9 protein-coding genes are annotated in these 12565 nt (G+C 73.9%); 7 read left to right on the top strand and 2 right to left on the bottom strand.

The window, feature by feature from the left end; genetic code table 11:
- Positions 1–246 precede the first annotated feature (246 nt).
- Positions 247–1779 carry an FAD-dependent monooxygenase gene (locus tag ADL05_RS24605; protein WP_053619774.1) on the top strand — a complete coding sequence of 511 codons (1533 nt, stop codon included), beginning with the start codon at positions 247–249 and terminating at the stop codon, positions 1777–1779.
- A 402-nt stretch (positions 1780–2181) separates the two neighbouring features.
- Here ADL05_RS24605 and ADL05_RS31980 read toward each other — a convergent pair whose 3' ends face one another.
- Positions 2182–3702: an acyl-CoA synthetase gene (locus ADL05_RS31980; RefSeq protein WP_053619391.1), complete on the bottom strand. Its 1521-nt coding sequence runs from the start codon at positions 3700–3702 to the stop codon at positions 2182–2184.
- 216 nt (positions 3703–3918) lie between these two features.
- On the opposite strand from ADL05_RS31980, the gene ADL05_RS24595 reads away from it, so the two are divergent.
- The 4 genes from ADL05_RS24595 to ADL05_RS24585 all read left to right on the top strand — a co-directional run bounded on the left by ADL05_RS24595 (position 3919) and on the right by ADL05_RS24585 (position 6856).
- A complete protein-coding gene (locus ADL05_RS24595; protein WP_053619390.1) occupies positions 3919–4296 on the top strand; it encodes a DUF1330 domain-containing protein in 378 nt (125 codons plus the stop codon).
- Positions 4297–4419: 123 nt separating this feature from the next.
- Positions 4420–4590: a hypothetical protein gene (locus tag ADL05_RS31305; RefSeq protein ID WP_197285922.1), complete on the top strand. Its 171-nt coding sequence runs from the start codon at positions 4420–4422 to the stop codon at positions 4588–4590.
- Between the two features lie 320 nt (positions 4591–4910).
- On the top strand, positions 4911–5486 hold the full coding sequence (locus tag ADL05_RS24590) for a TetR/AcrR family transcriptional regulator (RefSeq protein ID WP_053619389.1): 576 nt from the start codon (positions 4911–4913) through the stop codon (positions 5484–5486).
- 185 nt (positions 5487–5671) lie between these two features.
- Complete coding sequence (locus ADL05_RS24585; protein WP_053619388.1) at positions 5672–6856, top strand: GDSL-type esterase/lipase family protein; 1185 nt, start codon at positions 5672–5674, stop codon at positions 6854–6856.
- Positions 6857–7145: 289 nt separating this feature from the next.
- Here ADL05_RS24585 and ADL05_RS24580 read toward each other — a convergent pair whose 3' ends face one another.
- Complete coding sequence (locus ADL05_RS24580) at positions 7146–8585, bottom strand: YcaO-like family protein (RefSeq protein ID WP_053619387.1); 1440 nt, start codon at positions 8583–8585, stop codon at positions 7146–7148.
- A 298-nt stretch (positions 8586–8883) separates the two neighbouring features.
- Between ADL05_RS24580 and ADL05_RS24575 the strand changes: the two genes are divergently transcribed.
- Positions 8884–9993, top strand: a complete 1110-nt coding sequence (locus tag ADL05_RS24575; RefSeq protein ID WP_053619386.1) for a cyclopropane-fatty-acyl-phospholipid synthase family protein — start codon at positions 8884–8886, stop codon at positions 9991–9993.
- Positions 9994–10253: 260 nt separating this feature from the next.
- Positions 10254–12545 carry a serine/threonine-protein kinase gene (locus ADL05_RS24570; protein WP_053619385.1) on the top strand — a complete coding sequence of 764 codons (2292 nt, stop codon included), beginning with the start codon at positions 10254–10256 and terminating at the stop codon, positions 12543–12545.
- The last annotated feature ends 20 nt before the right edge of the window (positions 12546–12565 follow it).

Genomic DNA, 12565 nt, shown 5'->3' with positions numbered 1-12565 from the left:
ACGCGGCATGGCCGCGTTCGGGGGTCCGGACGGTGGTGGCTGGTCCGGGGCCTCGAAGAGCCGGTGCGGCCGCGGTATCGCGAAGGGAATGCCGCTGACCCGTGCCCGGAAAAAAGCGAGGGCAAGGGAATCAGGATTCCTCTTGCCACTCTCAACCTATAGCGCACCCGAGGGCTTGCGGCAAGCCCCCCGTCGTCCCGCAGAATGAGCGCTCGAACAGGAGCGGTACCGGTGAGCGGGGGGTTCATGCCTGAGGTGATCGTGGTCGGCGGCGGGCCGACGGGGCTGATGCTGGCGGCCGAACTGCGGCTGCACGACGTGCACGTGGTCGTGCTGGAGCGGCGGTCCGAGCCGACCCGGCAGTCCCGCGGGCAGGGCCTGCACGTGCGCAGTGTCGAGATCATGGACCAGCGGGGACTGCTGGACCGGTTCCGCGCGGTCGGTGAGGAGTTCCAAGTCGGTGGTCTCTTCGGCGGCATCACCAAGCCGTGGCCGGACCTACTGGACACGGCGCACCCGTACGGCCTCGCGGTCCCGCAGCCGGTCACCGAGCGGCTGCTCAACGAGTACGCCATCGAGGCCGGAGTGGAGATCCGGCGCGGCCACGAGGTGGTCGGGGTCGGACAGGACGAGAACGGGGTGACCGCCGACCTGGCCGACGGCACACGGCTGCGTGCGCGCTACCTCGTCGGGTGCGACGGCGCCCGCAGTACGGCGCGCAAGCAGGTCGGCGTCGGTTTCCCGGGGGAGCCCGCCAGGGTCGAGACCCTGCTGGGCGAGATGGGGCTGACCGCGGACCAGGAGGAGATCGACGCCGTCGTCGCGGAGGTCGGCAGGACGCAGCTGCGGTTCGGCGTCGCGCCCCTCGGCGACGGGATGTACCGCGTCGTCGTCCCCGCCGAGGGGGTGTCCGAGGAGCGGACGGCCGAACCGACCCTGGCCGACTTCCAGGAGCGGCTGCGGGCGGTCGGGGGCACCGACTTCGGCGCGCACTCGCCGCGCTGGCTGTCCCGGTTCGGGGACGCCACCCGGCAGGCCGAGCGCTACCGGGTCGGCCGGGTGCTGCTGGCCGGTGACGCGGCGCACATCCACCCGCCGACCGGTGGGCAGGGGCTCAACCTCGGGGTGCAGGACGCCTTCAACCTCGGGTGGAAGCTGGCCGCCGCGGTTCAGGGCTGGGCGCCGGACGGGCTGTTGGACAGCTATCACGACGAGCGGTACCCGGTGGGGGCGCGCGTGCTGGACAACACGCGCGCGCAGATGACGCTGCTGGGGGCCGAACCGGGTGCGGTCGCGCTGCGCGGGCTGTTCCGGGAACTGATGGACTTCGAGGAGGTGAACCGGTACGTGACCGGCATGGTCACCGCGGTCGACGTCCGCTACGACTTCGGTGACGGGCACGACCTGCTCGGCCGGCGGCTCCGGGACGCGCGGCTCGGGCGGGGACGCCTGTACGAGTTGATGCACGGTGGTCGCGGGCTGCTGATCGACCGGACCGGCCGACTCTCGGTGAAGGGCTGGGACGACCGGGTCGACCATGTCGTCGATACCCGCGATACCGGCGATACCGGCGATACCGGCGGCGCGGGTGACGCGGGTGACGCGGGTGACGCGGGTGACGCGGGTGACGCGGGCGGAGCGGGGGACGCGGGTGACGTCGGGGAATTGAGCGTGCCCGCGGTGCTGCTGCGGCCGGACGGTCACGTGGCGTGGGTCGGCGCGGACCAGAAGGACCTGGTCGGCCCGCTGTCCAGGTGGTTCGGCGCAGCCGCGGGCTGAGAGAGGACCCGGTCGCGCGCTTCGGAGGGTACGGTGCCGCTGCCGTCCAGCGCGAAGAGGCCGGACACGGTCCCGAGCCGCCCCCCGGTGGCGTCCGGCCGAGGTCGAGCCCGCGTCGCCGTGGGCCGACGATCAGGGCGACTGATGCGACTTGAGGTGGCTGGGACGATCGCGGCGCCTGGGGTGGTCGAGGTGCGAGGTGGTTGGGACGATTGCGGCGGCTGGGGCAGCCGGGGCAGCCGGGGCGGTCGGCGGTGCCGTGATGGCGGTGGGTCGGTGAGGTGGACGCTGCTGAGATGGCTGGGGTGGTCGAGGTGCGAGGTGGCTGGGACGATCGGGGGGATCGGCGGTGCCCTGATGGTGGTCGGTCGGTGAAGTAGCTGGGGCGGCAGGGCCGGTCCCTCAGTGGTGTGCCCCGCCCAGGAGCTTCTTCTGGACCTTGCCCATGGCGTTGCGCGGCAGGGCGTCGACCACCCGAACCTCGCGCGGGCGCTTGTGCACCGACAGCCGGGCGGCCACGAAGTCGATCACCGCCGCCGCGTCGATACCGTCGCCGACCAGATAGGCGACGATGCGCTGGCCCAGGTCGTCGTCGGTCTCGCCGACCACGGCCGCCTCGCGCACGGCGGGGTGGCCGAGCAGCACCGCCTCGACCTCGCCCGCGCCGATCCGGTAGCCGCCGGACTTGATCATGTCGACCGACATCCGCCCCACCACGCGGTGCCAGCCCCGCTCGTCGAGGACCGCCGCGTCGCCGGTGCGGAACCAGCCGTCGTCGGTCCAGGCCGCCGCCGTGGCCTCCGGCAGGTGGAGGTACCCGTCGAAGAGGGTCGCGCCGCGCACCTGGAGTTCGCCGATGCTCTCGCCGTCAGGCGGCACCGGTTCCCCGTGCTCGCCGCGCAACCGCGACTCGACCCCGGTCAGCGCGGTGCCCACCCAGCCCGTGCGGCGGGGGGCGTCGGCGCGCGCGGCGAGGGTGATGAGCGATTCCGTCATGCCGTACCGCTCGACCGGGGTGTGCCCGGTGGCCGCCCGCAGGCCCTCGGCCACCGGGTCGGGGAGCGACGCGCTTCCCGAGACCAGGAGCCGCGCGCCGGCCAGGTCGCGGGCGGCGGAACCGTCACGGACGATCCGCGACCACACGGTCGGCACACCGAAGAACAGTGCCGACCGGCGCCGTCCACGGCCGCCAGAGCCGGGGGAGGTGCGGCTGCTGGAGGATGTGTGGCCACCGAGGTGGTCGAGGCGGCCGGAACCGCCGGAACCGCCGATGCCACCGAGGTCGCCGGGGCCGTTGATCGCGCGGGCCGCGGCGGCGTAGGCGGCCGGGGTCGGCCGGACGGTGTGCAGCAGCGGACTCCCCACGCGCAGGGCGCCGAGCAGGCCCAGGACCAGGCCGTGCACGTGGAACAGCGGCAGACCGTGCACCAGGACGTCGTCCGGGGTCCAGGACCAGGCGTCGGTGAGCGCGTCCAGGTCGGCGGCCACGGCCCGCCGGGACAGGACGACGCCCTTGGGCGGTCCCGTGGTCCCCGAGGTGTACATGATCAGCGCGGTGGCCTCGGGCGGGGGCTCGGGGAGTGAGAAGGAGGAGCGCTCGGCCGGGTCGACCGGGAGCACGGGCAGGTCGACGCCCTCCCGCGGCTCTCCCAGCCACAGGGCGGCGCCCGAGTCGCGCACGATGTGGCGGCGCTCGGCGAACCCGGAGTCGGCCGGGACCGGGACCACGGGGACACCGGCCAGCAGACCGCCGACGACCGCGACGACCGTGCGCAGCGAGGCCTCGCCGTGCACGGCCACCGCACCGGCTCCGGCGATCCGCTCGGCCACGGCGGAGGCCGCCGCCCACAGGGATTCGCGGTCGAGTCCCTCGTCGCCGACCCGCACCGCGAGTCCGACGTCCGCACCGGTACCCAGCAGCATGGTCTGTTCCCGTCCCTCGTCCGCGCCCGGTCGCGAGCCAGTACACCACACGGCGCCGGACGGGGAGCGGGCGAGGGAGGTCGTCGGTCGGGGGAGCCGGAGGGTAGATACCGACCGGGCGGTATGTAATCCTGGCACTCCGTGGCACGGACACGTCCCCGCATTCCCGTGTGTCCGACGCCCCGCACCGACCGACCACGACACAAGGAGCCACCGATGGCTGTCGATCCCTCAGGAAGCGCCCTCAAGGACCTGCTCGCCGACGGGCGGGAAGGGCCCGTCGTCATGCTCAACCTCCTGCGCTTCGCCCCCGGCGGGCGCGCGTCGTACGACGAGTACTCGCGCAAGGCGGGACACTTCCTGAAGAAGTACGGAGCGGAACTGCTCTACGCCGGTGACGGCCTGGCGCCCCTGGTCGCGGAGGACGGCCAGAACTGGGACGCGGTCCTGGTCGTGCGCTACCCGAGTCGTGAGGTGTTCGGCCGCATGATCGCGGACCCCGAGTACCAGAAGATCACCCACCTGCGCACGAACGCCCTGTCCGAGGCCGTGCTCCAGCCCACCGCTCCCTGGAACTTCCGCCGCGACTCCTGACCTCGCCCGGGGCCTGCCGTCCTACGGCCCGCCCGCCCGCCGGTGCCGGACACGGCCGTCAGCCGCCCTGGCCCACCGGCGGGCCCCGGGTTAGGCTCCCGCCTACAGGGAAGGGAACCGGGGATGCCCAAGAAGAAGCCGCGCCGCCGCCCGGACCGGGGCAAGGGCGCGAACGACATCCATCGCGGTCCGACGCGCAATCCCGGGAGCACGGGTGCGGTCGGCTGCTACGTCATCCTCGTCGCGGTGATCGGGATCGGTCTGCTGATCCTGCTCTTCGAACTGCTCGACTAGGGGCCCGCCTGCCCGTTCGTCGAACCGTGGCCCGGTCCGCACGCACGCACGCCGGTCCGAACGTCGGTGCGCCCGCCTGTTCGCCCGCCTGCCCGTTCGCCGGACTGTGGCGCGGTCCGCCCCTCCGACAGGGCGCGCCCGGTGTGCGCCACGTGCCGGGACGGCGGGCGATCCCGTCGCACGGCGACGCGGTCGGTCCGGGTCCCGTATGCGCCTCCTCTCATGGCCAGGGCCCTCGGCGTGCCGACAGTTCCCTATAGGATACGGTGATATGCCTAAAGTCTTTAGGTAATCTCCTAGGCGGATCGGAGGGGCGGAGGATGGCGCGCGCCGGACTGAGTGCGGAACGCCTGGCTCGGGCGGGAGCGGAGATCGCCGACGAGGCCGGGTTCGACCAGGTGACCGTCTCCGCGCTGGCCAGGCGGTTCGACGTCAAGGTCGCGAGCCTGTACTCGCACGTGAAGAACTCCCAGGACCTCAGGACCAGGATCGCCCTGCTCGCCCTGGAGGAGCTCGCGGACCGCGGTGCCGACGCCGTCGCGGGGCGTTCCGGCAAGGACGCGCTCGTCGCGCTGGCCAACGCCTACCGCGACTACGCCCACGAGCATCCCGGCCGGTACGCCGCGGCCCAGCTCAGGCTCGACCCGGAGACGGCGCGCGCGAGCGCGGGCCCCAGGCACACCCGGATGACACGGTCGATCCTGCGCGGCTACGACCTTCCGGGGGAGGAGCAGACCCACGCCGTCCGGCTGCTGGGCAGCGTCTTCTACGGCTTCGTGAGCCTGGAGACGGGCGGCGGATTCAGCCACAGCGCTCCCGAGTCGCGGGAGAGCTGGTCGCGGGCGATGGACGCCCTCGACGCCCTGCTGCGGAACTGGCCCACCGCCACGCCCTGAGCGGTAGCTCGGGCAGCCGCGCGGGACCCGCTCCGGCGGAGCCGCCACCGGGAGCCGGACCGGACGCGTGAGCCACCGTCGTGAGCCCCACCGGCCGCGAGCCCCACCCACCGTGAGCCCCACCCTGATCCTGGCCCGCCGCGAGCCGGACCGGCCGCACACAGAACACCCACTGGTAGAGAACGATGACCACAGAACAGCACTGGACCACCACGCCCATCACCGAGGACCTGCTGCGCGGCGCCCTCGAACTGGAGCGCACCGAGCGCGGCGTGCTCCCGCACCGGCTGCCCTCCTGGGCCCGCGCCCAGTCCGCGGACGGGCAACTGGCCATGGCCGAGTCCCAGCCGTCGGGGGTTCGGCTGGCCTTCCGTACCCGGGCCACCGCGGTCGAACTCGACACGCTGCCGACCAAGCGCGTCTACCCGGGACTCCCGCCCCGCCCGGACGGGGTCTACGATCTCGTCGTCGACGGCCACCTGGTGGACCAGACCAGTGTGACGGGCGGCAACACCCTGGTGATCGACATGGCCGCCGGTAGCGCGGAGCTCCGCCCCGGCCCCGTCGGCACCGCCCGCTTCGCCCGGCTGCCGGAGGGCGCCAAGGACATCGAGATCTGGCTGCCGCACAACGAGACCACCGAGCTGGTCGCCCTGCGCACCGACGCACCCGTCGAACCGGCGCCGGACCCGGGCCGCAGGGTGTGGCTGCACCACGGCAGTTCGATCAGCCACGGGTCCGACGCCGCCAGCCCGACCGCCATCTGGCCCGCGCTGGCCGCCGCGCGAGCGGGCGTGGAACTGGTCAACCTGGGCCTGAGCGGCGGTGCGTTGCTCGACCCGTTCACCGCCCGGACGATGCGCGAGATCCCCGCGGACCTGATCAGCGTCAAGATCGGCATCAACATCGTCAACACCGACCTCATGCGAGCGCGCGCGTTCGCTCCGGCGGTGCACGGCTTTCTCGACACCATCAGGGAAGGCCATCCCGACACGCCGCTCCTGGTCGTCTCACCGCTGCTCTGCCCCGTCCACGAGGACACGCCGGGACCCGGCGCCTTCGACACCGAGGCTCTGAACAGCGGGAAGCTGCGGTTCAGGGCCACTGGCGACGCCGCGGACCGGGCGGCCGGGAAGCTGACCCTCACCGTCATCCGGCAGGAGCTCGACCGCGTCGTGAAGCAGCGGGCGGAACAGGACGCGCACCTGCACTACCTCGACGGCCTCGACCTCTACGGGGAGGCGGACCACGCCGAGCTGCCGCTGCCCGACCGGCTCCACCCGGACGCCGCCACGCACCGGCTCGTGGGTGAGCGCTTCGCCGCGCGGGTCTTCGGTGCCGGAGGTCCGTTCGCCGCCGCCGGCGCCTGAGCGGTCGGTCCCCGGTCGCGCCTTCGCGCGACGACAGGGGTGGCGGCGCGACCCCCGCACCGAGTGGTCGTGCTGTTCGAGCCGGTCGGCGCTCGGTGGAAAGGGGAACTCGATACCCGACGACGGGACGCGCAGCCCGAGGACAATGACGCGGTCGCGGATCATCGGGCACGATAGTTCAAGGTGAGTGCATCCGGAGTGAAGGAGCCGACCGCGCGGATTCCGGTTCTTCGTGCGCGCTTCAGGAAAGGGCGTTACGGATCATCGCTGCGACCCGGCCGCGCATTCCTCACCGGGGGTCGCGCTCCGGCCCCGTGACGCGTGCTCCGCGGCCGCGTGCGCCGGGCAGGGCCACGTGCCCCTGCGTGACGAGATGGAACCGTTCCAGGCCGGGGCACTGGACCTGGACCACCGTCGTGCCGTGCGCCAACACCTGGAGCCGGTGGGCCGCCACACGGTGGCCCGCGGCGGTGATCCGGTCCACCACGGCGGCGTGCTGGTCGGACACCGGCGTCCCCTTCGCGACGGTCTCCGGCGGCAGCGGCCCCTCGGGCGACTCCGGGAGGCGGGCGGCGAAGTCCAGCATGGCGCAGGCCAGCAGCCGCGGGTGGCCGCGGAGCCGGGCGCGCACGTCCGCCTCGATGTCGTGGTCGGCGACGAGCTCCGCGTACGGCTCGGAACGGTCGTCGGAGGCCACCTGCTCGGACACCATGCGGGAGAGCAGTTCGTCCTGCACGAACTCGGTGATCGCGCGTTCGGCCGCCAGGGTGCCCCACAGCGACGCGCCCAGCCCGTAGCGGTGTTTCGGGCCCGCGCCGGAACCCGCGCCGGAGCCCGCGCTCGTGCCCGCTCCGGCTCCGAAGGGCCGGTGCCCGTAGGCCATCACGGTGGGCACGCCGAGGTCGGTGGTGAGGTCCAGGAGGGTGACCGGCCCTTGGACGAGTTCCTCCGCGCGGTCCAGGTGGGCCCGCAGCGTCGGAGTCAGGCCGTCGCGGGACACCCGCGCGGGCATGGGGCCGCGGTCGTAGACCGACCGCAGCAGGAACAGTGAGAACGCGTCGCGCTCCACCCACTCGTTGAGGGCGTGCAGCAGGGCCTCGTCTCCGGTCGCACCGATGGCACAGCCGGAGTTCACGCTGTAGGCCAGTGCCGACCGGTAGTCGGCCGTGTCGCCCAGACCGCGGCGCACCGCGTCGGCCTCGGGGGTCGGCGGCGGGTACCAGGGCGCCCACAGGTACACCGGAACGTCGAAGCCGGGTCCGCCGTCGAGCGCCTCATAGCGCACGCACGCCACCCGCGCTCCGTCCTGCCGGGCGATGTCGCGGACCGCCCGGTCGGCGGCGAAGGGCCCCTCGGCCAGCGCGGGGGCGTCCACGAGCCGGACCGGGAGCGACTCCAGGACGGTCGGGCCGGTGAACGCGTGCTCCACCGCCTCGAACCGCGCGCCCACTCGGGCCGGTGCACCCGGCCCCTTCCCGGCGCCCAGGCCGTAGGGGATCTCCGCCCCTCCGGCGTCCCACAGCGCGCACTGGACGGCGGTCGGGTCGGTGTCGTCGAGCGAGCGGTGCCGCCACACCCAGCCCAGCGCGGCGATGTCCGCCCGGATCCGCCGGTCGGCCTCGGCCAGGGTCAGTTCACGCTCGAACGTCCCCGACCACTGCGTGTCCCCCGAACCGGGGAGCCGGCCCGTGGCAGCCGACTCCCCGAGGACCCATGCGGGTCGCACCATGGTTACTCCGCGGTCTCCTCGTCGAGTTCCTCGACCGCCGGCGCCACGTCGTCGGCAGGGTCGATCGGGGAGGACATCATGAGTGACGCGCAAGCCATATTCGACTCCTTGACAGTCCGGATGAAAGCGGCGGAGTGGCCTCCGTGCTGGGGTATTCCTATCTCAGGCATGCCGTTCCTGTCACGACGCATACGTAAGAAGAATGCGGAGAAAAAATGGCGATCACCATGTTTGAAAGCGAATAGCGGTACCTGTCTGCGCAGATGCGGCAAGCGCGGTCGAGTGGCACACTCGCGCCATGGCGAACGCGAGAAGCGAACTGGTGGCCCGTGTCGACGAACTGTCCGACGCGGTGTGGGTGCTGTCCGCGCTCGCCGCGGCGGTGGGCGAGGACCGGCTGTCGGACGAACACGGTGCGCTGCTGGCGGCGTGCGGGCTCGCCGAGCGCGACGGCCGCGCCTGGCGGCTGCGCGCCGATCACGCCGCGGTGCTCGGGGCCCGGCGGGACCCGGTGGCCTTCCCGCGCCGGATCGCCGAGCAGTTGCGCCGGGCGGCGGACACCGCGGAGGGCCGGGCGACACCCGACCGGACCGACGACGCGGCCCTCCTCGCCGACGGACGGTCGTCCGGAGCGCACATGCGGGTCTTCCTCGACGCCCTGGCCGAGCGGGTCCCGGGCTTCGCCGACCTGTTGGACCGCGGCTCGCCGCGCTTCCTCGACGTCGGAACGGGGATCGGGGCGATCGCCGCCGCGGTCGTCGAGCGAGCGCCGGGGGCCAGCGCGGTCGGGCTGGACGTGGACCCGCGGGCGCTGCGCCTGGCGGAGGAGTACCTGAGCGAGCGCGGACTGCGCGAGCGGGTCGAGACACGCCTGCTGGACATCGCCGATCTGTCCGAGACCGGCCGCTACGACCTGGCGTGGCTCCCACTGTCCGTCCTGGCCCCGGAGACCACGGAGGCGGCGCTGCCCCGGATCCGGGCGGCGCTGCGCCCCGGAGGGCGTGTGATCGTCGCGACCGCCCTGGCGACCGACCCGACCGACCCGACCGACCTGGCCGCCCCTGGCGACCCCGTCGCCCCGAAGGACCCCGCCGACCCGGCCGCCCCTGGCGACTCCGGCGACCTCGCCGACCCCTCCGACCCGACCGACCCCGTCGCCCCGGTCCCCCCGGCCGACCCCGGCGAGAGGGGGGAGGGGGAGCGGGACGGCGGGGCGGCCGTGCACGCGGCGGTCGTCCGCTGGCGGATGGCCCGGTCCGGTGTCACCCCGTGGGGTCCGGAGACGGTACGGCGCCGCCTGGAGGCGTGCGGGTTCGAGGACGTGCTCTCGGTGGGAGCCCCGAGCGGGGCGGTGACGGTCCTGACCGCCCGCGTCCCACAGGTGTCCGCCCCGGAGGCGTCCGTCTGATCGGCACCCGCCGCGTGGGCGCCCGACTCATGATCGCGGGCGCGGGAGCGTTCGGAACGCCGAACGGCATGGGCCCATGTGACGGGAGGTGCGCCTGTGACATGGGGGACGTGTGTGGCCGGATACGGCCACATCCGAAAGGAGTATCCGGAAACGACCGGGGAAGCGGTTTCGTGGAACGGAAGAGCGGCTCGGGTCGCCGCGCCCGGCGCGGCCCCTCCCGGCCACCAGGACACACCGACCACGGGCACGGGTGAACGATGGACGAGAGCGGACAGGGGGCCGCCTGCGCGGATCCCGCGTGCGCCGGGACGATCGACGACGAGGGCTACTGCGACGCCTGCGGCCTGCGGCCGGAGAGCACGAGCCCGCCCGCCGCGTCCGCGACTCCGTCCCCCGGCCCCGCGCCCGGCCACCCGGGCGACCCCGCGTCCCGGCCCAGCTCCGCCTACGGCTCCGGCCCCGCCTCCACCGGCACCGGGACGACCGGCGGGCGCGGCCGCTCCTCCGTCGGCGTCCTGGGCGAGGGCCTGAGCGAACTCCCGCCGATCCCCTACCAGGACCCCGCCGACGTCGTCATGCGCGACCCCGAGGTGCCCGAGGAGCGACGCTTCTGCGGGTCCTGCCACGCGCCGGTCGGCCGGTCCAGGGACGGGCGGCCGGGCCGCCAGAGCGGGTTCTGCCCCGACGACGGCAACCCCTACTCGTTCGTGCCGACGCTGCGCCCCGGCGACCTCGTCGCCGGCCAGTACCGGATCGAGGGCGCCATCGCCTACGGCGGCATGGGCTGGATCTACCTCGCGGCCGACCAGAACCTCGACGGCCAGTGGGTGGTCCTCAAGGGCCTGCTCGACTCCTCCGACGAGTACGCCCAGGAGGCCGCCGAGGCCGAACGCCGCTTCCTCATCTCGGTGGACCACCCCAACATCGTCAAGATCATCAACTTCGTCCAGCACACCGACCCCACCACCGGCGCCGTGCACCGCTACCTGGTGATGGAGTACATCGGCGGCGGCTCGCTCCAGAAGATGCTCCGCGAGCACCTGGAGCGGACCGGCGAGGGCCTGCCGCCGCGCCAGGCCATCCCCTACACCCTGGAGATCCTGCGGGCCCTGGACCACCTGCACTCCCAGGGCATGCTCTTCTGCGACCTCAAACCCGCCAACGTGGTCCAGGTCGAGCACCGGCTCAAGCTCATCGACCTCGGCGGCGTCCGGCTCATGGACGACGACACCAGTCCCAAGTTCGGCACCCGCGGGTACTCCGCGCCCGAGTTCGCCGAGACCGCGAACGTCCGCACCGACCTGTACACCGTCGGACGCACGCTGGCCGTGCTGTGCTTCCCCTTCCGCCTCACGCGCCGCGAGAACGGCGTCCTGGTCGACAACCCGCTGCCCGGGACCGACGCCCCCGAGTACGAAGCCCTCCACCGGCTCCTGCTCCGCGCCACCGCCGCCGACCCGGCCCAGCGCTTCGCCAACGCCACCGAGATGGCCGACCAGCTCACCGGCGTGCTCCGGGAGATCCGCGCGTTCCAGGACGGCAAGCCCTACCCCGCGCCCTCCACGCTCTTCGGACCCGAGCACGACGTCGTCGGCTCCGAACTGGCCGCCTCCGCCACCCGGCTGTTCGACCCGCTCGACCCCCGCCTCGCCGCGGCGTGCCTGCCCCTGCCCGCCGCCGACCCGGCCGACCCGGCGGCCGCGGCCCTGACCGGCCTCGTGATGCCCACCTCCGAACAGGTGCTCGCCCTGCTGGACGCGCTCCCGCCCTCACCCGAAGGACTCCTCGCGCGCTGCCGGATCCTCGCCCAGTCCGCACACCCCGGGACCGCCGCCGCCCTGGCCGAGGCCGCCGCCCAGCTGCCCGGCGACTGGCGCGTGACGTGGTACACGGCGGTGGGCCACCTGGCCGGCGGCGGCGCCGATCGGGCCGCCGCGCTCTTCGACGCACTGGTCTCACACTTGCCGGGGGAGGCCGCGCCCAAGCTCGCCCTGGCCATCGCCCTGGAGTGCTCGGGTCGACCCGAGGAGGCCGCCCGGTGGTACCGCACCGTCTGGAGCACCGACCACGCCTGGACCGGCGCCGCCTTCGGCTACGCGCGCACACGGCGCGACCGGGTCGAGGTGCTGGACCAGGTTCCGGCCTCGTCGGCCTTCCACACCGCCGCCCAGCTCGCCCTGGTCGCCCACGCGCTGCGGGGCCACGGCGACCCCGGCGCCGAGGACGGGGGCCGACCCCCGAACGCCGACGCGCCACCGACCGGTGCGGCCGTCACGGCCGCCGCCCACCGCCTCAACGCCCTGCCCGACCAGGGTGGAGCCGTCGGCCGTGCCCTCGCCGCCGACCTGCTGGAAGCCGCCCTCGACTGCCTGGAGCGGGAGGGGTCCCTGCCCGAGGCGGACCTGCTCGGCGCCCCGACGTCACACGGCGCGCTGCGCACCGACCTGGACCGCCGCTACCGGGAGCTGGCCCGCACACAGCCGCGCGGCCCCGGCCGCCGACTGCTCGTGGACCGGGCCAACGCGGTCCGCCCACGCAGCCTGACCTGAGGGCTCCCCCGCCCGCCCAC

This window comes from Nocardiopsis sp. NRRL B-16309, assembly GCF_001279585.1.
In the GTDB taxonomy this organism is placed as follows: domain Bacteria; phylum Actinomycetota; class Actinomycetes; order Streptosporangiales; family Streptosporangiaceae; genus Nocardiopsis.
This window is presented reverse-complemented; position numbering and strand designations above follow the sequence as displayed.